27 protein-coding genes and 1 pseudogene are annotated in these 23,498 nt (G+C 70.2%); 9 read left to right on the top strand and 19 right to left on the bottom strand.

Annotated features, from left to right (window positions below):
* Positions 1–42 precede the first annotated feature (42 nt).
* The 11 genes from ACZ56E_RS05290 to ACZ56E_RS05240 form a co-directional block, all read right to left on the bottom strand.
* Positions 43–1,569, bottom strand: a complete 1,527-nt coding sequence (locus tag ACZ56E_RS05290) for an FAD-binding oxidoreductase (RefSeq protein ID WP_471211207.1) — start codon at positions 1,567–1,569, stop codon at positions 43–45.
* Positions 1,570–1,631: 62 nt separating this feature from the next.
* Entirely contained in the window at positions 1,632–2,336 is a 705-nt protein-coding gene (locus tag ACZ56E_RS05285; protein WP_471211205.1) for an SDR family oxidoreductase, read from the bottom strand.
* Between the two features lie 97 nt (positions 2,337–2,433).
* The gene (locus ACZ56E_RS05280; RefSeq protein WP_468611198.1) at positions 2,434–3,144 is read right to left on the bottom strand and encodes an HAD family hydrolase; all 711 of its coding nucleotides are present in this window, start codon (positions 3,142–3,144) and stop codon (positions 2,434–2,436) included.
* Positions 3,145–3,226: 82 nt separating this feature from the next.
* Positions 3,227–4,462, bottom strand: a complete 1,236-nt coding sequence (locus tag ACZ56E_RS05275; protein ID WP_471211203.1) for a beta-ketoacyl-[acyl-carrier-protein] synthase family protein — start codon at positions 4,460–4,462, stop codon at positions 3,227–3,229.
* Complete coding sequence (locus ACZ56E_RS05270) at positions 4,462–4,701, bottom strand: acyl carrier protein (protein ID WP_399534462.1); 240 nt, start codon at positions 4,699–4,701, stop codon at positions 4,462–4,464. The genes ACZ56E_RS05275 and ACZ56E_RS05270 overlap by 1 nt, the downstream gene beginning before the upstream one ends.
* A gap of 78 nt (positions 4,702–4,779) precedes the next feature.
* A complete protein-coding gene (locus tag ACZ56E_RS05265; protein ID WP_471211201.1) occupies positions 4,780–5,781 on the bottom strand; it encodes a beta-ketoacyl-ACP synthase III in 1,002 nt (333 codons plus the stop codon).
* Positions 5,782–5,786: 5 nt separating this feature from the next.
* The gene (locus tag ACZ56E_RS05260; RefSeq protein WP_471211199.1) at positions 5,787–6,785 is read right to left on the bottom strand and encodes an AfsA-related hotdog domain-containing protein; all 999 of its coding nucleotides are present in this window, start codon (positions 6,783–6,785) and stop codon (positions 5,787–5,789) included.
* 607 nt (positions 6,786–7,392) lie between these two features.
* Positions 7,393–8,367, bottom strand: a complete 975-nt coding sequence (locus ACZ56E_RS05255; RefSeq protein WP_471211197.1) for a cyclase family protein — start codon at positions 8,365–8,367, stop codon at positions 7,393–7,395.
* Positions 8,348–9,376, bottom strand: coding sequence for a dihydrodipicolinate synthase family protein (locus tag ACZ56E_RS05250; protein ID WP_471211194.1), 1,029 nt, complete (start codon positions 9,374–9,376; stop codon positions 8,348–8,350). Before ACZ56E_RS05250 ends, ACZ56E_RS05255 begins: the two co-directional genes overlap by 20 nt.
* 74 nt (positions 9,377–9,450) lie before the next feature.
* Positions 9,451–9,867 carry a GlcG/HbpS family heme-binding protein gene (locus ACZ56E_RS05245; protein WP_471211192.1) on the bottom strand — a complete coding sequence of 139 codons (417 nt, stop codon included), beginning with the start codon at positions 9,865–9,867 and terminating at the stop codon, positions 9,451–9,453.
* Positions 9,868–9,991: 124 nt separating this feature from the next.
* The gene (locus tag ACZ56E_RS05240; protein WP_471211189.1) at positions 9,992–10,609 is read right to left on the bottom strand and encodes a TetR/AcrR family transcriptional regulator; all 618 of its coding nucleotides are present in this window, start codon (positions 10,607–10,609) and stop codon (positions 9,992–9,994) included.
* 84 nt (positions 10,610–10,693) lie between these two features.
* On the opposite strand from ACZ56E_RS05240, the gene ACZ56E_RS05235 reads away from it, so the two are divergent.
* Both ACZ56E_RS05235 and ACZ56E_RS05230 read left to right on the top strand, forming a co-directional pair.
* On the top strand, positions 10,694–11,905 hold the full coding sequence (locus tag ACZ56E_RS05235; protein ID WP_471211188.1) for an MFS transporter: 1,212 nt from the start codon (positions 10,694–10,696) through the stop codon (positions 11,903–11,905).
* A gap of 113 nt (positions 11,906–12,018) precedes the next feature.
* Positions 12,019–12,261 (top strand): tautomerase family protein, encoded by a 243-nt coding sequence (locus ACZ56E_RS05230; RefSeq protein WP_471211186.1) that lies wholly within the window; start codon positions 12,019–12,021, stop codon positions 12,259–12,261.
* 74 nt (positions 12,262–12,335) lie between these two features.
* On the opposite strand, the gene ACZ56E_RS05225 is transcribed toward ACZ56E_RS05230, so the two are convergent.
* Positions 12,336–12,557 carry a hypothetical protein gene (locus tag ACZ56E_RS05225; protein WP_471211184.1) on the bottom strand — a complete coding sequence of 74 codons (222 nt, stop codon included), beginning with the start codon at positions 12,555–12,557 and terminating at the stop codon, positions 12,336–12,338.
* Positions 12,558–12,636: 79 nt separating this feature from the next.
* Between ACZ56E_RS05225 and ACZ56E_RS05220 the strand changes: the two genes are divergently transcribed.
* Positions 12,637–13,263, top strand: coding sequence for a TetR/AcrR family transcriptional regulator (locus ACZ56E_RS05220; protein ID WP_471211180.1), 627 nt, complete (start codon positions 12,637–12,639; stop codon positions 13,261–13,263).
* A gap of 148 nt (positions 13,264–13,411) precedes the next feature.
* Here the strand turns inward: ACZ56E_RS05220 and ACZ56E_RS05215 are convergent, their stop codons facing one another.
* Complete coding sequence (locus tag ACZ56E_RS05215) at positions 13,412–13,942, bottom strand: SMI1/KNR4 family protein (protein WP_471211178.1); 531 nt, start codon at positions 13,940–13,942, stop codon at positions 13,412–13,414.
* Positions 13,943–14,315: 373 nt separating this feature from the next.
* On the opposite strand from ACZ56E_RS05215, the gene ACZ56E_RS05210 reads away from it, so the two are divergent.
* Positions 14,316–15,050 carry a dienelactone hydrolase family protein gene (locus ACZ56E_RS05210; RefSeq protein WP_471211175.1) on the top strand — a complete coding sequence of 245 codons (735 nt, stop codon included), beginning with the start codon at positions 14,316–14,318 and terminating at the stop codon, positions 15,048–15,050.
* A gap of 274 nt (positions 15,051–15,324) precedes the next feature.
* Here ACZ56E_RS05210 and ACZ56E_RS05205 read toward each other — a convergent pair whose 3' ends face one another.
* Positions 15,325–15,981, bottom strand: a complete 657-nt coding sequence (locus ACZ56E_RS05205) for a LysE family translocator (protein WP_471211174.1) — start codon at positions 15,979–15,981, stop codon at positions 15,325–15,327.
* A gap of 130 nt (positions 15,982–16,111) precedes the next feature.
* Here ACZ56E_RS05205 and ACZ56E_RS05200 point away from each other — a divergent pair, with 130 nt between their 5' ends.
* Positions 16,112–16,660 (top strand): CGNR zinc finger domain-containing protein, encoded by a 549-nt coding sequence (locus ACZ56E_RS05200; protein WP_471211171.1) that lies wholly within the window; start codon positions 16,112–16,114, stop codon positions 16,658–16,660.
* On the opposite strand, the gene ACZ56E_RS05195 is transcribed toward ACZ56E_RS05200, so the two are convergent.
* On the bottom strand, positions 16,555–16,833 hold the full coding sequence (locus tag ACZ56E_RS05195; RefSeq protein ID WP_471211169.1) for an acyl carrier protein: 279 nt from the start codon (positions 16,831–16,833) through the stop codon (positions 16,555–16,557). The two genes, ACZ56E_RS05200 and ACZ56E_RS05195, sit on opposite strands and share 106 nt — an antisense overlap.
* 218 nt (positions 16,834–17,051) lie before the next feature.
* Here ACZ56E_RS05195 and ACZ56E_RS05190 point away from each other — a divergent pair, with 218 nt between their 5' ends.
* Entirely contained in the window at positions 17,052–17,705 is a 654-nt protein-coding gene (locus ACZ56E_RS05190; RefSeq protein WP_471211166.1) for a hypothetical protein, read from the top strand.
* 480 nt (positions 17,706–18,185) lie between these two features.
* Positions 18,186–18,572 carry a hypothetical protein gene (locus ACZ56E_RS05185; RefSeq protein WP_471211164.1) on the top strand — a complete coding sequence of 129 codons (387 nt, stop codon included), beginning with the start codon at positions 18,186–18,188 and terminating at the stop codon, positions 18,570–18,572.
* A gap of 211 nt (positions 18,573–18,783) precedes the next feature.
* Here ACZ56E_RS05185 and ACZ56E_RS05180 read toward each other — a convergent pair whose 3' ends face one another.
* The 3 genes and pseudogenes from ACZ56E_RS05180 to ACZ56E_RS05170 form a co-directional block, all read right to left on the bottom strand.
* On the bottom strand, positions 18,784–19,491 hold the full coding sequence (locus ACZ56E_RS05180; protein ID WP_471211163.1) for a response regulator transcription factor: 708 nt from the start codon (positions 19,489–19,491) through the stop codon (positions 18,784–18,786).
* Positions 19,488–20,504 (bottom strand): sensor histidine kinase, encoded by a 1,017-nt coding sequence (locus tag ACZ56E_RS05175; protein ID WP_471211160.1) that lies wholly within the window; start codon positions 20,502–20,504, stop codon positions 19,488–19,490. Before ACZ56E_RS05175 ends, ACZ56E_RS05180 begins: the two co-directional genes overlap by 4 nt.
* A 46-nt stretch (positions 20,505–20,550) precedes the next feature.
* A pseudogene (locus ACZ56E_RS05170) lies at positions 20,551–20,973 on the bottom strand (MMPL family transporter); the annotation flags it as partial.
* An 87-nt stretch (positions 20,974–21,060) separates the two neighbouring features.
* On the opposite strand from ACZ56E_RS05170, the gene ACZ56E_RS05165 reads away from it, so the two are divergent.
* Complete coding sequence (locus ACZ56E_RS05165; RefSeq protein ID WP_471211158.1) at positions 21,061–21,189, top strand: hypothetical protein; 129 nt, start codon at positions 21,061–21,063, stop codon at positions 21,187–21,189.
* 91 nt (positions 21,190–21,280) lie between these two features.
* Here the strand turns inward: ACZ56E_RS05165 and ACZ56E_RS05160 are convergent, their stop codons facing one another.
* Positions 21,281–22,528 (bottom strand): FAD-dependent monooxygenase, encoded by a 1,248-nt coding sequence (locus tag ACZ56E_RS05160; RefSeq protein WP_471211156.1) that lies wholly within the window; start codon positions 22,526–22,528, stop codon positions 21,281–21,283.
* An 80-nt stretch (positions 22,529–22,608) separates the two neighbouring features.
* Between ACZ56E_RS05160 and ACZ56E_RS05155 the strand changes: the two genes are divergently transcribed.
* Positions 22,609–23,202 carry a TetR/AcrR family transcriptional regulator C-terminal domain-containing protein gene (locus ACZ56E_RS05155; protein ID WP_471211561.1) on the top strand — a complete coding sequence of 198 codons (594 nt, stop codon included), beginning with the start codon at positions 22,609–22,611 and terminating at the stop codon, positions 23,200–23,202.
* Positions 23,203–23,498 lie beyond the last annotated feature (296 nt).

Here is a 23,498-nt window from a genome sequence, read left to right as displayed (position 1 = left end):
CGTCCTCGCCTTCTGCTCGTCTGCCGCCGCCGCGCCCCGCCGTCAGCCGGGCAGTTCCACGGACTGCGCGTGGTGGAAGACATCGAGCGGGTCCCAGGCCGCCTTGACCCGCCGCAGACGTGCGTAGTTGTCCTTGTAGTAGAGCGCGCTCCACGGCACCCCGGAGGTGTTGAACTCGGGGTCGCCGATATCCGTGTCCGGGTAGTTCACATAGCACCCGTCGGTGCGGTCGTCGGGGACGGGCACGCCACCGGTGGAGGCGAACAGCTCCCCGTAGATCCCCCGGGTCCAGGCGAGGTTGCGCGCGTCCTGGGCGGAGTCCGTCCAGAAGGTCTGGATCAGCAGCTTGAAGACCGTCTCCCGGTGGGAGCTGGCTGTCGCCGCGTTGTCGACGGCCGCGACGCGTCCGCCGTACGGGTGCAGTACCGCCTGGGCGTTGCGGTTGGTGTAGCCGGTGGTGGTGAGGTGCTTGTAGAGCGTCGCCACCTGGTCGTCGGTGAAGCGTCGTCGCAGGCAGGCGGACTTGTGGTCCCCGCGCAGCGTGGTGTCGGTCAGCATGGAGACGCTGGTGCCGAGCATGCGTGTCGCCCTGAGCCAGGACAGCCGGCGCGGCTCGGGCAGCGGCCGCGGGGCCGCCTTCACTCCGTCGGTGAGGGCGGCGAGGTAGTCGGCGTGCATCCGGGCGGCGTTCGGGACGGTCGCGTCGGACTGGGTGATCAGTACGACGCTGCCGGCCTGCCGGTGGTTGAGGATCAGGTAGCCGGCGAGCGCGGTGTACGGGGAGTCGGGGGCGCTGTTGGCCTCGTACCAGGCTCCGTGGTTGCCGACGAGGCGGGCGAAGTCCTCCTCGGTGAGGTCGCTCCACGGCACCGCGACGGAGCTGAGCAGCACCTCGGCCGGGGGCGTGGGCAGTGCGTCACCCGGGTCGCTGCCCCTGGCCTGGGGGGAGCGGAACCAGTAGCGGGTGACGATCCCGAAGTTGCCGCCACCGCCCCCGGTGTGGGCCCACCACAACTCCCGGCGCGGGTCGTGGCGTTCGCGGGTGGCGGTGACCAGCCGGGCTCGGCCGCGCTTGTCGACGGTGACGACCTCGACGGCGTAGAGGTGGTCGACCGTCAACCCGTCGCGGCGGCTCAGCAGACCGAAGCCGCCGCCGACGACGTGCCCGCCGACGCCGACCGAGTAGCAGAATCCGGCCGGGAGGGCCACGCCGTGGCGCAGGTACAGCTCTTCGTACACGTCGAGCAGCGTGGCACCCGCCTCGACCGCGAACGCGTCGTGTGCGGGGTCCCAGTAGACCCGGTTCATCTTCTGCAGGTCGATGATGACCTTGACGTCCGCGTTAGAAACGAAGTTCTCGTAACAATGCCCGCCGCTCCGGACCGTGACGCGCTTCTTGGCGCGGACGGCCTCCTGCACGGCGTCCCGGGTCTCCTCGGGAGTGGTGACGAGCCTGACGTAGTCGGGGCTCGCGACCCATCGCTGGTTCATGCCGGAGACGAGTTCGCGGTAGTGCGGGTCCGAGGGACGGACCGTGAGGGCAGCGGACGGTGGCTTGCTGTGGTTCATGGCTGTTCCCCCTGCGGGTGTGGTGATCTGTCGCTGGTGTCCGGGTGAGGCGGTGGGGCCGGTCACAGGCCCATGCCGAGGCCGCCGCTGACCGGCACGATCGCGCCGGTGACGTAGCCGGCCTCATCGGCCGCGAGGAAACGCACGGCTGCGACGACTTCCTCGGTGGTGCCGGGCCGGCCGAGCGGGGTCATGCGCATCAGGTCGTCCATGCGCTTTTCGGAGAGCCCCCGGGTCATGTCGGTGTCGATGATTCCGGGTGCCACGAGGTTCACGGTGATGTCGCGGTGGCCCAGCTCCCACACCAGGGAGCGGGCCAGTCCGAGCAGACCGGCCTTGGAGGCCGCGTAGTTGGTCTGTCCGGGTGCGCCGAGGAAGCCGAGGGCCGAGGAGACGAGGACGATCCGTCCCTTGCGGGCCGGGATCATGCTGCGCGCCGCGGCGCGCGCGGTCGCGTGGGCGCCGATGAGGTTGGTGCGGAGCACCTCGTCGAACTGCACATCGCTCATCCGGAGCATGGGGGTGTCCCGGGTGATCCCCGCGTTGGCGACCACCACCTCGACCGGCCCATGGGCCTTCTCCGCCTCGCGCAGGGCGCGTTCGACGTCACCCGGTACCGTCACATCGGCCCGTATGCCGAGCAGGCCGGCCTCCGGCTCGCCCGTCCGGTGGGTGACGGCCACCCGGTCGCCGTCCTTCGCGAAGGACCGCGCCACAGCCAGGCCGATCCCTCTGTTGCCTCCGGTGACAAAGACTGATCGGTTCATCTCTCCCCCGTTTTCCGGGACCGGCTCCACCGCCGTCCCGGTGTGGTGCGCGCGGGCGTGGGCTCCGCGCGGTCGCTCCGGTGTCCGTCCGGACCCGTCAGCCGCGGCCCGCCCAGAGGGTGCCCGCGGCCAGTTCCTGGTCGATCTTCCGCAGCAGCTCCAGGTCGATCTCCCGGATGTCGTCGACCGTGTAGCGCACGCCGGTCGCCTCCATCTCGGCCCGCTGGAAGTTGTGCGGCATGCTCGCGGGCACCCCGAGGAAGCCCGCGCCGAGCACCTTGGTGACCTCGGCGACACGGTTGATGTCGTCGACGAAGAGCACCTCGTCGAAGTCGTAGCCGAAGATGTCCCGGACTATTTCCTTGGTACCGGGGCGGAAGTCGTTGACGTCGACGTAAGGGATCTCCGCGTCGAAGTACTCGGCGAGGTGGCCGAGATAGGTGTCGAAGGTGTACTCGCGGTTGCGCCCGCCGTAGCAGACGGTCCGGACCCCTGCGTCGCGCAGCGTGGCGAGGAGCTGCCCGGCGCCCTCGGTCATCCGTACCGGGTGCTCCTTGAGGTACTCCTCGCGCTCCTCGAAGAAGGCAGCGATGGTCTCCTTCGCCGACCACGGCAACTTGCAGGCCAGCGCCATGTTCTGGCCGGCCGCCAGCTGCGGTGATCCCCACACGCCGCGCTCTACGGCGGCTGTGTACTGGCCGCCGTGCCGGGTCACGAAGCGTTCGATCACCGGGCTGTAGGTGTCGTTGAGCAGTACGCCGTCGCTGTCGAGGGCGACGAGGCGTATCTTCTGGAGGCTGCTTCCCATGGCTGGGTCTCCTGTCGGTGGTGTGTCATGGGGCTGGTGTCGTGTCATAGAGCTGGTGGCGTGCCATAGGGCTGGCGTGGCGTCAGGCCGCGGTCAGGACGAGGGCCGCGTTGTGCCCGCCGAAGCCGAGCGAGGTGCTGACCGCGACGTCGACCGGCATCTTCCGCGGTGCGCCGCTCACCACGTCGATGTCCAGCTCGGGATCGAGCCGGCGCAGATTGGCCGTCGGCGGCACGCTGCCGTGCTCGATCGTCAGCGCGGTGAACGCCGCCTCCACGGCTCCGGCGGCGGCCAGGGTGTGCCCGGTGACGCCCTTGGTCGAGGTCACGGCGGGCCGCGCACCGAGCACCCGGCGGAGCATGCGGCCCTCCGTCACGTCGTTCATCGGCGTGGACGTGCCGTGCGCGTTGACGTGGTCGACGTCCGAGGGGCCCACCCTCGCGTCCGCGAGGGCGGCCCGCAGCGCCTGTTCGATGCCTCGGCCGCCGGGCTCGGGCGCCGTCGCGTGATGGGCGTCCGTGGCTGCCCCGTACCCCCGGACCACGGCGTGCACCTGGGCGCCGCGGGCCCGGGCGTCCGCGATGCGTTCGAGGACGAGGACACCGGCACCCTCGGCCGCGACGAAGCCGTCCCGGTCGGCGTCGAAGGGGCGGCAGGCGTGCTCCGGAGCCGTCGTGTTCCTGGACAGGGCACCCATCTTCGTGAGCCCGGCCATCACCGCCGGGGTCAGCGCGGACTCGGTACCGCCCGCGAGGACGATGTCGCAGGCCCCCGACCGCAGCAGTTCGCGCGCCATGCCCACCGCCATGGTGCCCGAGGCACAGGCGGTCGCCGTGACCAGACTGGGTCCCTTCGCCCCGACGTCGATCGCGACGTACCCGGCGACCATGTTGACCATGTACATCGGGATCGTCAGGGGCGACACCCGGTGGGGGCCGCTCTCCTGCAGAGTGGTGTGCTGCTGCTCCAACGCGCGGGCGCCGCCGAGCGAGTTGCCGAGGACGACGCCGACGCGGGCGCCGTCCCAGCCGGCGGGGTCCAAGCCCGCGTCGTCCAGTGCCTGGCGGGCAGCGACGACCGCCAGTTGTACGAAGCGCTCCAGCTGCCTGGCCTCGAAGCCGCCGAGCAGGGCTGCGGCGTCGAACTCCGGTACGCGGCAGTCGAAGTCGACCGGCAGGCCCTGGAGGGCCACGTCCGTGGTGGCGCTGGAGAGGCCGGAGCCGAGCCGGTCCCAATTCTCCTCGACGCCGATCCCGGCGGGTGTGACGAGGCCGATCCCGGTGATGGCGGTGCCGAAGGAACCTCCGTCGGCGTCCATCAGAGCACGGCCCCCTTGGCCGCCACGAGGTCGGCGGCGTCCCGGATCGTCATCGCCTCGGCGAGTTCCCCGTCCTCCAGGGCGATGTCGAACTCCTTGTCCAGGATCAGCCCCAGTTCGATCAGGACCAGGGAGTCGAACTTGAGGCTGCCGAAGGTCACATCGGCGGCGATCGCCTCCCGCCCGATCTTGAACTGTTCCGTCAGGACCGTCGCTATTCGCTCTTCTATGGCGTTCATGGTTTCCCCCTGTATGACTGCATGTGTGATGTGCGTGCGCAGGCGGTGTGCCTGCCGTGCCGGGCCCCGTGGCGGCGGTCAGGCCACCGTCAGTTCCGGCCAGGTGAGCGCGACCGACCCCCAAGTGAGGCCGCCTCCGAAGCCCGTCAGCAGCACCCGGTCGCCTGCCCGGAGCCGGCCGGACGCGGCGTCGTCGGCCAGTGCCAGCGGAATCGAAGCGGCCACGGTGTTGCCGACCCGGTCGATGTTCGAGGCGAAGGTGTCGACCGGAACGTCCAGCCGCTCGGCGAGGGCGGCCGTGATGCGGGCGTTGGCCTGGTGCGGCACGAACCGGTCGATGTCCGCCAGCCGCCAGCCGATCCGCTCGGCGCTCTCCCGCACGGAGGCCGCCATGCGCCGCACCGCCTCCGAGAAGACCATCCGCCCCTGCATCGTGAAGTAGAGGTCCTCGTCGGTGACGGGACGCCCCGTGGAACGCTGCCGCGAACCGCCGCCCGGAATCTCGATCAGCTCACTGCGGCTGCCGTCGCTGCCCAGCGTCAGCCCCCGCAGTGCGCCCGCCTCCCCGGAGGCTCCGGACTTCAGCAGCACCGCTCCCGCGCCGTCCCCGAAGACCGCTCGTGTGGTGCGGTCCCGGGGATCGAGGATGGTGGAGAAGGTGTCGGCGCCGATCACCAGTACGGACCCGGCGATGTCGGCCGCGAGGAGCCCGGCGGCGGTGGCGAGCGCATAGACGAAACCGGTGCAGACCGCGCCGACGTCGAAGGCCGCGACGTTGCGCAGACCCAGCCTGCTCGCCACCTCGGGTGCGGTGGCGGGGCAGGGGCGGTCGGGCGTGCTCGTGGCGACGATCACCGCGTCCACGTGCTCCTGGCCCGCCGACTTCATCGCCCGCACGCCTGCCTGGACGGCGAGATCGCTGGTGGCCGCGCCGGGTGCGACGATGTGCCGTTGCCGGATGCCGGTGCGGGTGCGGATCCACTCGTCGTCGGTGTCGAGCACCGCGGCGAGGTCGGCGTTGGTCACCACGTCCGGCGGGAGCCACGCCCCGAGCCCGGCGAGGACAGCTGCCCCTCCCATCCCGGTCACCGTCCTCGCGCCGGCGCGGTGGCGACCGCCCCGGCGACGTCGGTGCGCTCGTCGGACTCCCCGTCCCCGGGGAGTGGGACGAGCTGGACCTCGACCTGGGAGATGGCCGCGCCGTTCTGCTCGAACGTCACCTCGACACCACGCTCGCGCTGTCGTGCTGCGGTCATGGTGACCAGCGCATCGAGCTCCGCGTAAGCGGAGAAGGCGGCGCGCATCCCCACCATGACGGTCCTGTCCGGGCTCGGTCCGTCCCACTCCGCCACCGCGAACGCGGCAAGCTGGCGGGCCGCCTCCACCAGCACCATCCCGGGCACGTGGTCCTGGGGGTGGTCGAAGAGGCTGGGGTTGTCCGCCGCGACCCGCAGGGTGGCGGTGCAGGCGGCGGGACCGGCCACGGCGTCGAGCAGCAGTGTGTCCTTCGTGTGCAGCCGTCCCACCAGGGTGGGGTCGACGGCCGCGCCGCGGGCCCCGGGCAGTCGGCTGTCCGAAGACGGCGGCGGGCCGGTGCGTCCGCGGCGCCGCATGACTCGGTAGGCGGCCCCGGCGACGTACCCGACATCCATCCGGACCTCGCCGAGCCGGACACCGGACGCCCAGAGCGTGAAGGTGTAGCCGAGCCCGCTGAGCCGCCCGGCGCGGTGCCGGGTGTCGTGCGTGACGGCGGTCATCACCAACTCCGTGGAGAGCGGAGCCGGTTGGGAGAAACTGCCCGGGACCTTGCCCGTCAGCTCCATGGACCAGTGGCGCAGAACAAAGCTGGTGTCCCGGTCGACGCCGTGGTACAGATGCGCGGCGGCCGTCTCGGCCTGGCGGCAGCACTCGAGCAGGAGCATCGGATCCAGGTGCCGCAACGACGCCTGCGCCGTCTGGCTGGTGTAGTGCGAGTGGACGGCCGGCAGCAGCGCCGCCGCGGTGAAGGTGTCCTCGCCGGTCCGCTCGATGTCCGTCAGGAAGACTTCGGTGAGGTGGTGCCGGTGGATCAGCGTACGGTCCACGGTGCGGTGATAACTCAGCCCGGCAACCGATTCAGGTAACCGGGAATCACGATCCGAGACTGACATTTCCCTTACCTTCTTTTCTATGCTTCTTACTCTCGATCCGCTGTTCCCGACTCCCACTCGACGCACGCACACAGCAGTGCGCACGCATCGATGAGATTCATTACGTGAAAGCGGTATCCGGCGGACAAAAAGTCCGCGGTGCACGCATGGCATTCGAGCCCGTGCCGCATATGCGTATCGCACATACGGGCGGCAACCGTGTTGCGGTCCCGCAACTCCGGTGAGGGCGCCCCGCAGTACCGGGACGCGATGCCGCGTCATGATGTGATGTGATGGCTCGGCCAGAGAAGCGTCCCGTCGAACGGCACGCACAGAGACCCTGTTCCCCCGTCAACCCCCCGTCGCAGCAAATGACTTCGCCTCAGCGATCCCCCGTAACTGTCATCAGCGCAATCACGAGCCTAACAAACCGCTCTCGGGAGCGGTAGCATTTCCCTTTTCACGTACGGTCCAACCTCCGAAGAATTCGGAGTGCGAATCTCCGAATCCCGCCCTGGTCTCGCGGAATAGGGGAGGGCGGAAAGATGGCCTGTGACGCACATCACTTCACCGTGATCGGATTCATCGGTCCGCCGACGGCCCCGGTGAAGGGTAGCGGGGACGCACTGAGGAAGAATTCGTACACTCCGTCGCCCGCGCAGTCCTCGGCCAGAAGTTCCAAGTCGAACATCTCACCCAGCGGTATCCCCGCGTTGACCAGCAGAACCAGGTGCAGCGGCTGGAAGAGGTCCGGGGTCTCGTTGGGGCGCACCTCCAGTCCCCAGGTGTCGCCGGCCACGGCAGCCACCTCCCGCCCGCACAGGAAGTGCGCGCTGGACAGTGCGAGGCCAGGGGCGTCGCCGCCCGCGTAGTCCCCCCAGCCGTCGAGCCGGGCGGCGGCCAGGTGCCCGGTACGGATCAGCACGATGTCGCCGCGGCCGACCGTGACCCCCTGAGCCTGTGCGCAAGACGCCAGTTCGACATCGGAGACCGACTCCCCCGGCGCGAGCGCGGCCACCCCGCGGAACCGGGCGATGTCCAGCAGCACCCCGCGGCCGGTGAGGCTCGCGCTCATGCCCTCGACTCCGCAGCGGGCGGCGCCCGCGCTGGTCACCTCCGCAAGGCCGTAACCGTTGTACATGCGGCCCTCGTAGAAGATGTGGCTGAAGGCGTCCCAGTGGGTGGCGCACTGCAGCGGCATCGACACCCCGTCGTCCGTGTAGCGCAGCCCGGCGAGGTGTTCCTGCGCCCCCAGGGCGATGTCGCCGCCGTCCTGCACCATGTAGTGCAGCGGGTTGTTCCGCCCGTAGGCGCCCTTCTGCGGGCCGGCCGCGTCGAGCGGCATCGCGAGCGAGATGACCCGCCCGTGCCGGACGAGGGAGGCGGCGCGGATGACGGCCTTGGCGTCGATGAAGTTCAGCGCGCCCAGTTCGTCGCCCGGCCCCCACTGTCCCCAGCGCCGGTAGCGCTCGGCGAGCGCCACCACGCTCTCCTTGTCCCACGCGGGTGTTGCCGTCTCAGGTGGCGTGTCCGTCATGGGAATCCCCTCCCCCTGGCTCCGCTTCGGGTCGCGCCGTGCCGACGAGGGCGCGGCTCCCCGGCGCGGGGTTGCTGTACGGGTCCCAACCGAACGGTTCGGTCGCGGTCACCCCTGCCTCGTCGAGCGCTGTGGCGAGACGGCCCTTCTCCTCCACGGTGAGCGACGGAACGGGCAGCCGTACGCCGCCCATCGGCCGTCCCATGATCTCGGCGGCGGCCTTCACACCTGCCGGATAGCGCGGCACCAGCAGGGACAGCAGCCGCGTCATCCGCGCCTGGAGCACCCGGGCCCGCTCCTGGTCAGCGCCCAGCGCCGCCTCCCACAGCCCCATCACGAGGCGCGGCGCGACGAGGGCGCAGATCGAGAAGGAACCCGCCCCGCCCAGGGCCCGCTGCGGCAGCGTGTACTCGATGCCGCCCAGCACGGAGAAGTCCGGCCGGACCGCCTCGGTGGTGCGGACGAACTCGCCGAAGACGCCCATGTGGTTGCCGGCGTCCTTCAGACCGAGGAAGTGCCCGTGGCGCCGGGCGAGTCCGGCGACGAACCCCGGCGTCAGCGGCGTACCGGCCGAGGGCGGTGGCGCATAGGCGAGGAGGGGGATGTCGACGGCTTCGGCGACGGCGTCGAAGTGCCGCGCCAACCCCTCCTCCCCCGGGTGCCAGTGATACGGACTGGTGACGATCACCGCGTCGGCCCCCACCGACTGCGCGTGCCGGGCCAGCCGGACCGTGTGGTCCGTGCCCGGGCAACTCACGTGCACCATCACCGGCACTCGGTGCCCTGTGGCCCGCACGGTGAGCGAGGCCACCAACTCCCGTTCCGTGTACGAGAGATTGAGTGACTCCCCCACGTGCATCAGCGCGCACAGCGCCGGAACGCCGGACGAGAGCAGGAACTCCACCTGCTGTCCGTACCGTTCGGTGTCGATGTCCCCCGCATCGGCGTACGGCGTCAGAGGGCAGGCGACAATCCCCTCCCACCTGCCCGCGTGTCCGAACAACCCCATCGCTGTGCCCCCGTTCGTGCTTCCCTCTGCCGTGCCTGCCCCCGCGTCAGGTGCCCCCGCACCCCCTCGGACCGTCAGTCGGCGGCGGGTACGACGGCCTTGACGACCGCCTCGGCAACGGAGCAGTCCTGGTCGACATTGCCCCCCGAGACGCCCACAGCGCCGATGACCTGCCCCGAGTCGTCGGTGATCGGCAGGCCGCCGCCGAAGGTGACCAGACCGGAATTGCTGTGCTCGATGCCGTAGACGGGGCCGCCGGGCTGGGAGATCGCTCCCAGCCCGCCGGTGTCCATCCGGAAGTAGACGGCCGTCTTGGCCTTCTTCAGCGCGATGTCGATCGAGCCGAGCCAGGCGTCGTCCATACGGGAGAACTGCACGAGGTGCCCCGCCTCGTCGACGATCGCGATGTTCATGTCGACACCGATCTGCTCGGCCTTGTCGACTCCCGCCTCCACGCGGGCGACGGCCTCGGCCTGCTTGATGGAACTCATGGGCAATCCTCCAGATGTCCGGTCAGGTACGTCATCCAGCGGCCTCCAATGGCCGCCGGCTGGTCCCACCGTGCCCTGTGCCAACAGGGCCTTCCAGAGTGAGTTCTTCCTGGGTGCGGCGTTCCTAGGACTGCGAGTCCCAGGAACCCTGCGCACCGCCCTGCCCGGCCGGGGGCAGTGCCTGCCTCGCGAACCGCACCAGGAAGTCGCGGATCTCGTCCCCGTCCGCCGCATCCTGACCAGCGTCGGGCACCACCGTCCGCGTCAACTGCGGTACGGCGAGCGGCCAGGCGGCCAGCCCGATCGCGGCCAGCAGGACGAGGGCCACCTGACGCCCGGCGGGCACGCCGAGCACACCGGCCAGCGCCTCCGTCTTGCGCGCGTAATGCCCGGCCCGCTGCTCTTCGTCGGGCAGTTGCGCGTCGCCGTAGTAGAGCGCCTCCCACAACAGCAGTCGCAGCAGCTGCGGATTCTCGCTGTGCATGTCGAAGAGCCGCCCCACGTACTCCCCGATGTCGCCGGAAGGAAGGCCGAGTGCGGCGGTGTGCTCCTCCAGCGCCTCGGCGACGGCTGCCTCGAAGAGCCCCTCCTTGCTGCCGAAGTGGCCGTAGATGCGTTCTTTGCTGACCTGGGCCTCGCGGGCTATGCGGTCCACCCGGGCTCCGTCGATGCCGCGCCGGGCGAACTCCACGCGGGCAGCCGCGATCAATTTCGCCCTGGTGGCGGCTCTGTCCCTACTCATGCGTGCACGCTACAGCGCCCCAGGCGCCGGATCGATGCCCGAACACCCTTGCAGTACCAACTAGTTGGTCGCTACGTTCGTGCCATGTCGCCCGAATCTTCCGCGGGCCCGGCGCCCGCCACCGCCGACTTAGCGGCCCCGCCCCGGTGGAGCCCACCGGGGCGTACCACGGCCCTGCTGACAGTCACCGGCATCCTGGTCGTGGGGCAGATGTACATCGTGCTGCCGCTGCTCGATCCGATGGCCCGGTCCTTCTCCGCGTCTCCGGGCAGCGTGACGTGGATGGCGACGGGATTCGGTCTCGCGTACGCCACCGGCTTCCTGCTCGCCGGGCCCCTCTCCGACCGGTACGGACCACGCCAGGTCATCGTCCTCGGGCTGCTCGCGACGACGGTCACCACCCTGGCGGTCCCGCTCGCCCCGAACCTGGCGGTGGGCTGCTCGCTGCGCGCGGTGCAGGGTTTCGTCGCCGCCTCCTTCGCCCCGGCCGCCTTCTCCGCCATCGCGACCAGGGTGGCCCCGGAGCGGCGCACCCTCGCCCTGACCTGCGTGACGAGCGGGTTCCTCGCGGCCGCCGTGCTGGTGCAGGTCGCCTCCCAGACACTGGAGTCGCTGGCGGGCTGGCGGGCGGCGTTCCTCGTCTTCGCCCCGCTGATGGCGGCGGCCGCGCTGGCCGCACGATGGATCCTCGCTGCTGACACGGGTGATCGGGCGGCCACGGTGCGGTCGGCGTTCGCCGCGATGCCCCGGCTGCTGGCCACCCCGCGGCTCCTGCTGCTCTACGGCGCGACCTCCACCTTGCTCGGCGGTTTCGTCGCCCTCTACACCGCGGTGAGCCTGGCCGGCCCGTCCAGTGTGGCCGGGGACGACGGGGCGCTGCTGTGGCTGCGGGCCAGCGCGCTGCCCGCCATGGTGGCGGTGCCGATGCTCACCGGCGTGCTGGGGCGGATTCCCGGCCGGGTACGCCTGCCCGCGGCCCTCTGCCTCGCCGCGCTCGCGGCTCTGGCGGCCTCCGTGCTCGGCGGCTCGGCTTTCGCGCTGGGCGCCGTACTCCTGCTGCTGGTCGCGGGAATCGCGATCGGCGCGCCGGCCTTGGTGGAGGCCATCGGGGCGGTGGGCGGCGGGGCGCGCGGCACCGCCGTCGCGCTCTATGCCTGCGCCATGTTCATCGGCGCCAGCCTGGGACCGCAGCTGGCGAACTCGCTGGCCGACCTGGGATTCGCGAGTACCGTGCGGGCGGTCGCGGCTGTTTTCGCGGCGGGCGCGCTGCTGAGCGTCGCTGCCTTCCGCCGCTGAAGTCCCGTACGCCGTACGCCTTATCCCTTACGCCCTACGTCTCCGCACGCACCCGACAGCCGTCCGGAGCACACCGACCGCATGACGAAACACCGCAGAGAAGGAGTGCGCAGATGCCCGTCGTCACCGTCGACTGGTGGAGTGGTTTCGGCCCCGAGGAACGCCGCGACCTCTCCCGTAGGCTCACCGCGTCGGTGGTGGCCGTCACCGGCTGCCGTCCGGACTCCGTGACCGTGATCATCCGGGACGTCGAGCGCGACCACTGGGCCCGAGGCGGGGTTCTGGCCAGCGAGCGCGCGCCACGGGCCGACAGCGAGGTCGGGAGCACTGCGGTGCCGCCCACTGTTGGGCATTGATCGAACCGATCCTCTGCGGGATAGCAGGTGGTCGTGCCCGGCGTGCCACTCCCCGCACCTGTCAACGCACCGAGTCAGTTATCAGTCGCAGTCGTCTTACGAGCATCGTGGGCCCGCCCTGCGATGACCGCGCCGATCACGACGGCCAGTACGTACACGGTGATGCTCGCGGCGAAGCCTCCAGCCAGCCAGCCCAGCAGGCCGGCGTTGTCGTGGTCGACGAGCTGGCGGATTGCGCCCTGAGCTCCGATGACGAGCAGTGCCATGCCGAGCGCCTGGTAGAGGCCGTATTTCAAGGGTCCCCCTCGGTCTGATCGCGGTTTACCATGCGCTTGCACTGTAAACCGATGGCACCCGGTTTTACAATGCGATCGCATGGTGAAGGTGCCCGAGGAAGGCGGCGGTACCGTGCCGAAGGTCGTGGATCACGAAGCGCGCAGGACGCGCCTCGTCGAGGCTGTCTGGTCATTGGCCGTGCACGGTGGCATCGAGCAGGTGTCGCTACGCAAGGTGGCCGAGGAAGCGGGCGTCTCCATGGGCCAGGTCCAGCACTACTACTCCTCGATGCAGGCCCTGATCCGCGACGCCCTCGACCGGGCCGTACAGGCCGTGAACGCCACCATCGAGAACGCGGTCACCGCCGCCGACACGACCAGCCCAGAGGCTGTCCTCCGCGCCTGCCTGTACGCGCTGATCAGCCCCGCTGAGGAGAGCACCCGGCTGATGCGCTTCGCGCTGGCGGCCGCGGGCCGGGCAGTCTCCGATCCGACGATGGCCAAGGTTCTGGCGCCGGGCGACGACGAGCTGCTCACCTTCACCGCCGGCCTCATCACGGCAGCCCGGGAGGAGCGGGGCAGCAAGCCGCGCTGCGAGGAACGGACCGACGCCGATATCTGCTGGTCCCTCGCCACCAGCCTCGGCGTGGACGTCGCCCTGGGCTACCGCACCCCAGAAGCCGCCGAGCATCTCCTCAACCACCACATCGAGCAGGTCCTTCGCTAGGGCCTGCGCAGCGGACCTTGCCGGGTCCCACGCCCCCGGGCTGCACGCCGTAACGAACTCGGCAAGCACTTTGACTTGTTGGCAGCGCACTGCCGCAGCCTCAAGTTCGTGCGCCAGTACGCCGTGACCAGCCGTTACGGGACAGCCTTCAGAGGAATCCAGGATCACCCGTATCGACGAACCGGGCCAGGGACTGCTCCAGCAGTTCCAGGAAGTGGCGCAGATCGTCCGCCACCGTGTCGAGCTCCGGCTCCTCCAGCGACGCTGACCGCGTCCGGTGGACCGCGCCTTCGGGTCCCACCACATATGACCGGCCGCCCCCGTCCGATCCGATCACCAACCCGCATGGCCCCTGGCCCTCGTATACGCAGACGGCCCCGTACTCCGAGAGGTGCTGAAGGACATCACGCGCGGCATGGACGAAGTAGCCGTTACCGACGTCCTCCCAGATAACGTCGCCGATGCTGCGGTAGAAGGTGACCAGGTCTTCGACCGCGCGAGGATCGCGGGCAAGCGCACGCATCCCTTCCTGATCGGCGTCATTGGCCAGGCGGACCTGGTTGGTACCCGGCGGAAACCCGTGCCGACCCTCGAACTCCCGCGTCATCCCATCCAGCCGTGCTGAAACCGCACTCACCCACGAAGACAGCCAGGCCGCCGACAACGCACGCTCATTCACGAGCCCAGATCCTGCCATGAGCGGCAGACCCGTCCTTGTGCGTCGTTGCGCTGTCGCTCATGACTATCCGCGACGCTGGAAGGCCGGTTCGGTGGCGACGGCGTGTACGCGTGCCGCGAGGGCACCGTCGCTACCCGCCTCAACCACCTGGAAGGAGACGGCATCACCCTCTACGGTGGGCTACGCTGTACAGCTATGTATACCGGGACGGCCATGCGCCACACACGGATCGGTGACCCGGTCCTCTTCTGAGCGCTGTACGGGCCGGTTCGGGCCCGCTGTTCAATAGAGGCTCTTGCGTTGCTGCACGGGCTCCGCCGCGTCGTGTTGATGACAGGTTCTGCACATCAACCCGACCACGACAGGAGCTTTCATGCCCACCAAGACGCTGCGGATTCCCACCGCGGACGGCCAGGCTGACGCCTTCGCCGCCTTCCCCGACGACAGTGAGCAGCATCCAGGGGTGCTGATGTACGCGGACGGCTTCGGCATCCGCCCCGTGCTGCGGGAGATGGCCCGCGACCTGGCCGGGCACGGTTACTACGTGCTCGTCCCCAACTCCTTCTACCGGCACGGCCCGGCACCGCTGATCGAGCTTCCCGAGCACATCGGAGCAGAGGCCCGCCCCGCGGTCTTCGCCCAGTTGATGCCCCTCATCGAGGCGCACACCGCCGAACGTGTCCTGAGCGACGCCGACGCCTACCTCAGGTTCCTCACCACTCAGCCCGAGGTCAGCGCCGGACCGGTCGCGGTGACCGGCTACTGCATAGGCGGCCTCTACGCGATGCGCACCGCCACGGCCCACCCCGACCGTGTGGCTGCCGTCGCCGCGTTCCACGCCCCCGTGGGTGTCGACGGTGCCCAGGGCTTCTCCAAGCTCACCGCCCAGGTCCACTTCGGCCACGCCGAAGGCGACATGACGCCTGAGGCCCTGGGCGACCTCAACCAGTCCTTGGACGCGGCAGGTGTCGACTACACCTCCGAGATCTACCCCGGCACCACCCACGGCTTCACCATGTCCGACACCGACGCTTTCAACGCCTCCGCGCTGAAGCACCACTGGGATCGCCTGCTCCCCCTCCTGGAGCGCACCCTGACCAACAGCTGAAGCTCCAGCCCGGAATCCAAGAAGCCTGACCGCGACCCGCAGACGGCACGGCGGGCACACCGATGCCTCCACGGCTGTGGCCCGCCTCTCTCACATACGAAAGTTCCATAGGAGCCAGGTCGCTTGAGAAAACCGAGCCTCCGCGGTTCAAGCGACCTGGCCAGCTGGAGGCGTTCGCTCTCGCATAGGACGAGCGCAGACACAGCAATCGCTGACCGGCCGCGGGGAGGTCTTCCCTCCCCCGAGAAGATCAGAGGCATGAACTCGCCGAGCCTCAGGGGCTGTTCCGGAGGGCAGCCATGGCCGCGGTCAGCGCGTCCTGCAGCAGGAATGCCGCCAGCGTGGCAAAGGTGACTCCGGCGACGGCGTTCACCGTCACGGCCGTGCGGTGGCCCCGCCCCAGCCCCTGGCCCAGCCGGCCGGCGCACAGGCCGATCGTGCTGTCCCATATGAAGCCCACCACCAGGAAGATCAGGCCGAGCGCCAGCAGTTGGAGCCACAGCGGGCCGTGTCCGGGGCTGGTGAACCGCGGCAGGAACGCGGCGAAGAACAGCACGGTCTTCGGGTTCAGCAGATTGGTGAGGGCGGCCTGGCGCAGGACCTGACGCTCGGGCGGCGCTTCGGGAGCCTCCGTCGGCGACTTCCTGGCCGAGCGGACCGTGGACACCGCGAGCCATCCCAGGTAGAGGCCGCCGACCAGTTCCACCCCGATCAGCGCGGCGGGCGTCGAGCGCAGCAGAACGGCCAGACCGAGCGCGGCGGCCGTCACGTGCACGACCATGCCCAGCGCCATTCCCGTGGCGGAGACCAGACCGGCCCGCGGGCCCCGTTCCAGTGCCACGGCCATGACGTACGCGGCGTCGGGCCCTGGGGCGACGGTGATGATCGCGACCGCCGCCAGATAGGCCGGCAGCAGTGTGAGGTCCAGCATGACATCCTCCCGCGCCAGGACGAGGTGAAGCCTGACAGCTCAGTAACGCGTAACAGCCATCCATTACGTTACACACCCGGTACGGCCGCGGCAACGCGTAAAAGGCCGACAACGCGTTACACTGGAACGTATGGCGGTCACCTTCACGGAAATCCCCCTCCAGGCGCTGACGGACCTCGTCAACGGCTGGGGCACGCTGCCACGCGAGGGAGACGGCCCGGGGGACGCTCCGCACCGGCCCGTCTCCGACATCACGGCACACCTCGGCCTGCCCGCGCGGGTGAGCGCAAGGCTGACCCCGGAGGCGCTCGCCCACGCGGCGGACCGCCTGCACCCGGTCTTCTCCGCCCAGGACGCCAAGGCATGCGCACGGCACCTGACGCGTCTGCTGGCGGACAGCGGCGTCCACCCCGTCGTGGGGACCGGGGACGGCGGCGCGCTGCGGGCCACATGGAGCGTCGACGACGCCGATCACGCCCTGGTCGCGACAGCCGCGATCGCTCTACGTCAGTACCTCGCCGCTCACGGCTTCACCCGCATCGGCGTCTGCACCGCCGGGAACTGCGCCGACGTCTACCTCGACCAGTCCCCCGGCGGCCGGCGCCGGTTCTGCTCGGTGACCTGCCAGAACCGGACCCGCGTCGCTGCCTTCCGCAGCCGCAAGGCAGCCACCGGCTGAGCGTCCGCCTCTACGCCGTGATCGCGAGCCAGCCGCAGGCGGATCTTGCTGGCCATCAGGGAGTCGAGACCGTAGTCGCACAGGGGCCGCCGGTCGTCCAACTCGGCCGCATCCGTCCCCAAGGTGGCGGCCGCGACGTCGCGGATCGGGCGGGCGGGACGGGTGGTCCTCACCTTCCGCGGTGAGGCTGTTCTCCCCGGCCAGACTGAACTAGCAACACCGCTGCACAGTCATGTCGCGGCGTCTGGCAGGACCTCGGCCCCTGCTGATCCCGCGCACACAACACCCGCTCCCGGCCGGGTAGTTCGAACCCCCGCCTGAGTGAGTACCGCCGTCCGCGTGAGTACGCGTACTCACGCGGACGGCGGCCTATTGATCAGAGACTGCCCCCATGAGACGAAACCTTTCCTCGGCCAACGTGTCCGCCCGACGCTCCTCGCACCGCCCGTGGCTCGCCTGTGCGGCGACCGGCGTCGCCCTGCTGGCACTCGGCGCGTGCGGCACCGAGAACACCGCGACGAAGCACGACGGTGGGGAGAGGGCCGGGCGCGCGGACACGGCCGGGAGCCGGTCCGAAGCCGCATTCCCGGCGATGCTGGAGAGGATCGCGCGCTCGTGCCCCCGGAGCGCACCGCCCAAGGCGCCGCCCGCCGAACCGGTGAAGCCGGCGTCGCCCGCCCCGGGAGAGATGCCGTCGGACCGTCCCGCCGAGCCCGTCACCCCCACGTCGGGGCCGGAGGTGGAGCTGAACGCCCGCGACTGGTGCGCGGCCGCCCACCACGAGGAGCGCGTCACCCGGGCACTGTGGGATCTCGCCGACCCCACCCCCGCGAAGGTCAGAACGATCCTGAACGACCTCGGCTATATCGACGAGCGCATCCACGGCCTCAAGCGGTCCGGGGGGACCACGCGGTTCACCCTCGACCTGCGCGAGAAGGGCGGACGGCTCTGCGTCGAGGGCTCCGCGGCCGGCAAGAGGACGATCGTCGAAGCGTGCGTGGCCCCCAAGAGCGGCCCGTTCGAGTCCACGGGGCACAAGGCGTGAGGGGGCGGTAAGTGGGGGCGGTTCAGGGACGCGGCCCGAACAGTTCGTCCCGGGCCGCGCCCATGGTGGCGAGCAGCGCACCGCGCGAAACCCCGCCGAGCCAAGCTCCTCCGCGTGCATCGCGCGTATTCCTGCCAACCCGACAGCCAACTGCACTGCGGCAAGCGGGCCGAGGTACAGGCCCGCCCGCTTCCACCTGCCGAAGTCACCGGCCGAAGCGCACCCCGACCAGTGGATCCTGGACCGCCTTGACGCTCACCGAGGGATTCGCCGTCGCCAAGCGGAGGGCCCGTCATCCTCGATCTCGCACTCGATCTCCGTACCGGCCATGGCACCTTCCTGGAGACCACCGGCCGGCTGGGACTTAAACGAATACTCGGCCACAACTCCGTCCGGGCCCGCACAGCCGCGGCGCCCCTGTCCTGTAGGCGCTACGGCCTTGCCTCCGTTCAGGAGTTGGGTAGGTGCGACGATCAGCAGGTGGACGTACCTGATTTCACGGTTCTCCGGCGCCTTCTGATCGACTCCCTGTCGGTGCTGGCGGCCGATGCTTCGAGCCAGACGGCTTGGCTCGATGAGCACGAGGTTGGGGTGGATGAGATCGCGCTGGACTTCGATCACGCCTTCCGCATGGCCAACAGGTTGGTCGAGCACCACCAGATCAGCGAGAACACCGCTGCTGGGCTCCGGAAGATCGACGTACTGCTTGCCGGTATGAGCGGTCGCGAGCAGGCCGCCCGATGGACACGGGATGCGCTGGCCAACGACACCGGGTGGAGCGAGGCCCGGCAGCTCGCGCGCCGGGTCCTCATCGACCTGACCGGCGGATGGGAGCACCCGCTGCCGAGCATCCAAGCGATCCACTGACGCCAGTGGTCATCGACTCTGCTTCACTGCAGTTGTCGTTCCGGTTGGATGTGACGGCATGTCCGGTCGACGCGGGGAGGCAGGGCGGCGCCAGCCAGTTCGGGTACGAGGGCTGACCGAGCACGAGGGGCAGAAGCTGCAGCGGACCGGTCTGTGGCGGGCGGGAACATCGTCCCCGAGGCCGCCACCAGCAACAGCCCTGCCCCCTGCTTCAGCAACCGCGTTCGGCGAGGGGGCGAGCGGGGGGCGGCTGGGGCATGCGGGCGAAGCCGGTTCGGTAGGCGAGGGCGACTAGTTGGGCGCGGTGGTGAGCGCCGAGTTTGTGCATGATGCGTTGGACGAAGGTGCGTACGGTGAACAGGCTGACGTGCAGGCGATCGGCGATCTCGTCATTGGTGAGCCCCTCTGCCGCGCAGAGCAGGACCTCCTGTTCGCGGGGGGTGAGGTGGTCCATGTCGCGCGGGGTGGCGTGGGGGCGTTCAGGGCTGGAAGCCGCGAGGTAGCGGGTGACCACGGTGTGGGTGGCCAGCGGGGAGAGCACCATGTCGCCGGCCGCCACGGTGCGGATGGCGGCGAGGAATTCGGCGGGGCCGACTCCTTTGCCGAGGAAGCCGCTGACGCCCGCGCGCAGGGCGCGGGTGATGTAGTCGTCGGTTTCGAAAGTGGTCAGGATCAGGACGCGAGTGCCGGACAGGCGGGGGTCGGCGGTGATGTGCGCGGCGGCGGACAGCCCGTCCTGGTGGGGCATGCGGATGTCCATGACCACGACGTCCGGTGCAGTGGTGCGGGTCAGGCGTAAGGCCTGGTCGCCGTCGGCCGCGGTGGCGACGACTTCGAGGTCGTCCGTGGCGTCGATGAGGACCTGGAAGGTTGCGGCGAGGAGTGCTTGGTCGTCAGCCAGCAGCACGCGGATGGTCATGGGGTGTCCTTGTCATGGGCGGGCGGGTGACCTGGCGACGTGAGGGTGGGCAGCTCGGCCCGCACCTCGAATCCGGTGTTGTCGCGGGGGTGGGCTTGCAGGTGTCCGCCGAGGGCATGGGCCCGTTCACGCATGCCGATGAGGCCGTAGCCGGCGGTGCCGCGGACCTGTACGGGCGGGCCGTCGTCGGTGACCGTCAGGACCAGCAGGCTGTCGCTGTAGTGCACGTGTACGGCGGCCGTGGTGGTCAGGGCGTGTTTGGAGACGTTGGTGAGCGCTTCTTGCGCGATGCGGTAAGCGGTGAGGTCGGCGCCGGGTGACAGCGGCTGCGCGGCACCGTCCTGGGTGAGGGTGACGGTGAGGCCGATCAGGCCGAACGAGGCGACCAGATCCGGCAGTTGCGCCAAGCCGGGGGCGGGCTCGCTCGACGGGCCGGAGGGTTCGTCGCGTTCGCGCAGGAGGCCCACGGTCGATCGCAGTTCGCCCAGTGCCGCGTTGAGGGTGTCGGTGAGGTTGTGCATGACCTGCTGCGCCGTGGCGGGTCGGCTGGCCAGCAGGTAGTCGGCCGTGGCGGCTCGGGCGTGGGCGAGCGTGATGTGGTGGGCCACGACGTCGTGCAGTTCGCGGGCGATGCGCATCCGTTCGTCGCCCACGCGTCGGCGGGCTTCTTCCTCGCGGGTGCGTACGGCCATCTCCGCGCGTGCCTCCACGGCGGTGACGTAGTCGCGGCGGCTGCGCAGGGAGTCGGCCACTGCCGGGGCGACGAGGGTGAAGGCGGCCAGTCCCACCTGTTCGGGCTCCAACTGGGGGCCGTGCGGCGGCCACAGGGCGGAGGCGGCCAGCAGGGTCAGGGCGCAGCCGGCGGTGTAGCGGGCGGCGGTGCGGCTGTCGGTGTGCCAGGCCAGTGAGGCGAGTGCCGCCATGACGGGGCCGGTGAGGGCCGAGCCGAACTCGTATCCGTAGGCGGGCCCCATGGCACCGAGGACGGCGGTGCACGCGGTAGTGATGATCACGGTCAGGCGCGGGCGCCCGCGGCGGGCCAGCAGCGCGGCCGTCCTGGACGGCGTCCATGAGCGCGGCGGACGTGGCCTCGCTCAGGTCGTCGCTGGAGACGGAGTAGGTGACGGTCGCGAACGCGGTGGTGGCGTCCTTGCTGACGGCTTGTGAAGTGAAGGGGTTCGAGGTGTCCTTCACCTGGGGGCCGCGCGCCACGGTGTCCACGACTCGCTCGACAACCGCCCGGTTCTCACGGGCGGTCACTTTCTGCCCGTCGGGTGCGGCGAAGACGATACGTGCGTCCGCACCCTCTGCGTTGTCGCCGGGGAAGCGCTCGTCGAGGAGGTCGAACGCCTTCTGCGACTCGGTGCCCGGAATGGAGAACCCGTCCTCCTCGGCGGCCGGGGCGCTGAGCGCGGCTAAGGAGCAGGCCGCCAGGATCGCCACCCATAGGAGCGCGAAGTAGCGGCGCTGCCGGAAGGACATTCGGCCGAGCCGGTAGAGCAGGGAAGCCATGACGAGGCACTCCAGTCGTAGAGGAGGAAAGAGTGGAGGAGGACAGAGGGGGGTGCCGTGGCCGTGCCGCGCCCGTCGTCGGCGCTGAGGGTCCGCGGACTCGGCTCCATCGTCGGCAACGTCGGCGGCCACGTCGTCCCGCTCCTGCAGACACCCGCCCGTACTGCAGGAGCAGTACCTGCGTGACACGGCGCCTGCACCGAGGGACAAGGCCTCCGGCCGCTACTGCCCACTCACCGGCCCACGTTCGCGCACCCGAGCGCGCCGCAGGGACGGCTCAGGCCGCGTGGACGTCGGCGTAGGCAGGCAGCCGCCAAGGGCCGCCGCGGTCCTCCCTGGAGAACCGCGCGACCAGGTCGGGGATGCGGAAGAAGCAGGCCAGCGCGGCGGCGTTCTGGAAGGCGCTGACGGCGTGTTTGTTCCTGGGCATCCCCACACGCAGGAGGCGGGGGTCGACCTCGCCCTGGATCTCGTCGACGAAGGGCCGCAGCACGCGGTCGTAGTTCGCCAGCGCGGTCGACAGGTCGCCCTTGTGCCCATTGATCTCCCCGGCCAGGACGTACGCGCCGACGAGTCCGCCGGAGATGCCCATGCCGCTGTAGGGGGAGGCGCAGTGCGCGGCGTCACCGGCCAGGACTACCCGGCCCTTGGACCAGTTGTCGATCCGCACCTGGGCGACCTCCTGCGAGTAGAAGAACGGGCTGTCCCGCATGCCCTCGATGAAGCGGTCGGTCTGCCACCCGGCGTCCCGGAACCGCTCGGCCCAGAACTGCTGCTGCTCCTCGACGGGTGCACGGTGGACCGCGGACGCCTGCGCCGATTCCTCGCGCATCACGAAATACACCTGCGTCTCGGTCGCGTTGTGGCTGCGCCGCATGATCTGTCGGCCGCCCGGGACGATGCAGGTGTCACGGAAGTTGCTGTCGGCGGCGGTGCGCGGCACGAACCAGTAGGCCATGTGGATGCCCATGCGCCAGTACGGGTCGACGCCTTCCGGCAGCAGCGCCCGGCGGATGCGCGACCCTTGCCCGTCGGCGCCGATCAGCAGGTCGAACTCGCCGCGGGTGCCGTCCGAGAAGTGGGCCTTGACCCGCTCTGCGTCCTGGTCGAAGCCGTCGACGCTCTTGCCGAAGACGTACTCGGTGTCGTCCTTGGTCGCCTCGTGCAGGATGCGCACGAGGTCGCCGCGCATGATCTCGTACTCCGAGGTCAGGGTCTGGCGGCCCTTTCCAGAGGTGTTCGCCATGATCGTCGCTCTCGGCCTGCCGCGGGAGTCGACGAAGACGACGCCCGGCTCGTCCACGAGTTGACTGCGCACCGTCGCCAGCAGCCCCATGCGCTCGACTGCCTCGATGCCCTGCCCCCGCAGGTCGACCTGCGCGCCCGTCGCGCGCGGTGCCGGATAGCGCTCGACGACCGTCACGCGGTGACCGCCGCGGGTGAGCCAGAAGGCCAGCGCCTGCCCGGCGACGCCTCCCCCGGCGACGAGGATCCGCATCGAACGCTTGGCGATCTTGCCCGTCATGTCCGACCACCCCAGAATCTATCAGTGATTGATTCTGCTCGACAGTCGCCTATCACCGATAGAATGTCAACGTGACCAAGATGAACCGTGAGACCGTCGTCGTAGAGGCACTGGATCTGCTGGACGAGGTGGGCCTGGAATCCGTGAGCACCCGGCGGCTCGCCGGGCGTCTCGGTGTCGAACAGCCGTCGCTCTACTACCACTTCAAGACCAAGAGGGACCTCCTTGCCGCCATGGCCGAGGCGGCCATGGCCCCGCACGCCGCCGCCCCACTGCCCTCCTCCGAGGACGACTGGCGCGCGTGGTTCCTGGAGAACTCGCGCAGCTTCCGCCGCACGCTGCTGATGCGCCGCGACGGCGCACGACTGCACGCCGGCAGCTCTCCGACCGGAGACCTCGACCGCATCCGCCACAAGATGGCGTTCCTGGTCACCTCCGGCGTGCCCGAGCGTGACGCGCAGATGGCGATGCTGGCCGCCGGCCGCTTCACCGTCGGCTGCGTACTGGAGGAACAGGCGGACGCGGGCTCACCCGGCGACGAAGACCTGCCGGACGACGTCCCCGTACTCGATCACGAAGAGGCTTTCGAGGAGGGCCTCGCGCTCATCCTCGGCGGCCTCGAACAGCGCGCGGCAGCCTCCGGCACGACCTCCGCCGCACCGCCCCCGGCCTGACCTGGAGCGGACGGACACGGGTCAGGCACACCCCGGTGCATGGAGGAGGTCAGGAAGCCGGGCTGATCGGGGGTGGGCGAGCGAACCCTGGGTCGGACGGCGGCGGACTGCCGCGAGTTGGGGCCGGCCGGGCTGGTCGACGGCCGCCGGGCCGGAGCGCCTCGGGCCGACGATCGGTGGGCCCAGAGGTGGAGGAGGCGATTCGTGCGGTGCGCGAGCAGTACCTGCGCCGCTCGCGGATCAGCAGAGCCTCTCGGGAGCGGCTTTCGCAGTACTCGATCAATGGTGGCGGTGCG

This window comes from Streptomyces sp. NPDC039480 (assembly GCF_055597165.1).
The sequence above is the reverse complement of the archived record's forward strand: the minus strand, read 5'-3'. Positions and strand labels throughout refer to the sequence as shown.

What these genes read in the sequence shown, in the direction of transcription:
- ACZ56E_RS05290 (WP_471211207.1), bottom strand. Translation starts at nt 1,569, where the DNA reads ATGAACCACAGCAAGCCACCGTCCGCTGCCCTCACGGTCCGTCCCTCG.
- ACZ56E_RS05285 (WP_471211205.1), bottom strand. Translation starts at nt 2,336, where the DNA reads ATGAACCGATCAGTCTTTGTCACCGGAGGCAACAGAGGGATCGGCCTG.
- ACZ56E_RS05280 (WP_468611198.1), bottom strand. Translation starts at nt 3,144, where the DNA reads ATGGGAAGCAGCCTCCAGAAGATACGCCTCGTCGCCCTCGACAGCGAC.
- ACZ56E_RS05275 (WP_471211203.1), bottom strand. Translation starts at nt 4,462, where the DNA reads ATGGACGCCGACGGAGGTTCCTTCGGCACCGCCATCACCGGGATCGGC.
- ACZ56E_RS05270 (WP_399534462.1), bottom strand. Translation starts at nt 4,701, where the DNA reads ATGAACGCCATAGAAGAGCGAATAGCGACGGTCCTGACGGAACAGTTC.
- ACZ56E_RS05265 (WP_471211201.1), bottom strand. Translation starts at nt 5,781, where the DNA reads ATGGGAGGGGCAGCTGTCCTCGCCGGGCTCGGGGCGTGGCTCCCGCCG.
- ACZ56E_RS05255 (WP_471211197.1), bottom strand. Translation starts at nt 8,367, where the DNA reads ATGACGGACACGCCACCTGAGACGGCAACACCCGCGTGGGACAAGGAG.
- ACZ56E_RS05250 (WP_471211194.1), bottom strand. Translation starts at nt 9,376, where the DNA reads ATGGGGTTGTTCGGACACGCGGGCAGGTGGGAGGGGATTGTCGCCTGC.
- ACZ56E_RS05245 (WP_471211192.1), bottom strand. Translation starts at nt 9,867, where the DNA reads ATGAGTTCCATCAAGCAGGCCGAGGCCGTCGCCCGCGTGGAGGCGGGA.
- ACZ56E_RS05240 (WP_471211189.1), bottom strand. Translation starts at nt 10,609, where the DNA reads ATGAGTAGGGACAGAGCCGCCACCAGGGCGAAATTGATCGCGGCTGCC.
- ACZ56E_RS05235 (WP_471211188.1), top strand. Translation starts at nt 10,694, where the DNA reads ATGTCGCCCGAATCTTCCGCGGGCCCGGCGCCCGCCACCGCCGACTTA.
- ACZ56E_RS05230 (WP_471211186.1), top strand. Translation starts at nt 12,019, where the DNA reads ATGCCCGTCGTCACCGTCGACTGGTGGAGTGGTTTCGGCCCCGAGGAA.
- ACZ56E_RS05220 (WP_471211180.1), top strand. Translation starts at nt 12,637, where the DNA reads ATGGTGAAGGTGCCCGAGGAAGGCGGCGGTACCGTGCCGAAGGTCGTG.
- ACZ56E_RS05210 (WP_471211175.1), top strand. Translation starts at nt 14,316, where the DNA reads ATGCCCACCAAGACGCTGCGGATTCCCACCGCGGACGGCCAGGCTGAC.
- ACZ56E_RS05205 (WP_471211174.1), bottom strand. Translation starts at nt 15,981, where the DNA reads ATGCTGGACCTCACACTGCTGCCGGCCTATCTGGCGGCGGTCGCGATC.
- ACZ56E_RS05200 (WP_471211171.1), top strand. Translation starts at nt 16,112, where the DNA reads ATGGCGGTCACCTTCACGGAAATCCCCCTCCAGGCGCTGACGGACCTC.
- ACZ56E_RS05190 (WP_471211166.1), top strand. Translation starts at nt 17,052, where the DNA reads ATGAGACGAAACCTTTCCTCGGCCAACGTGTCCGCCCGACGCTCCTCG.
- ACZ56E_RS05180 (WP_471211163.1), bottom strand. Translation starts at nt 19,491, where the DNA reads ATGACCATCCGCGTGCTGCTGGCTGACGACCAAGCACTCCTCGCCGCA.
- ACZ56E_RS05160 (WP_471211156.1), bottom strand. Translation starts at nt 22,528, where the DNA reads ATGACGGGCAAGATCGCCAAGCGTTCGATGCGGATCCTCGTCGCCGGG.
- ACZ56E_RS05155 (WP_471211561.1), top strand. Translation starts at nt 22,609, where the DNA reads ATGAACCGTGAGACCGTCGTCGTAGAGGCACTGGATCTGCTGGACGAG.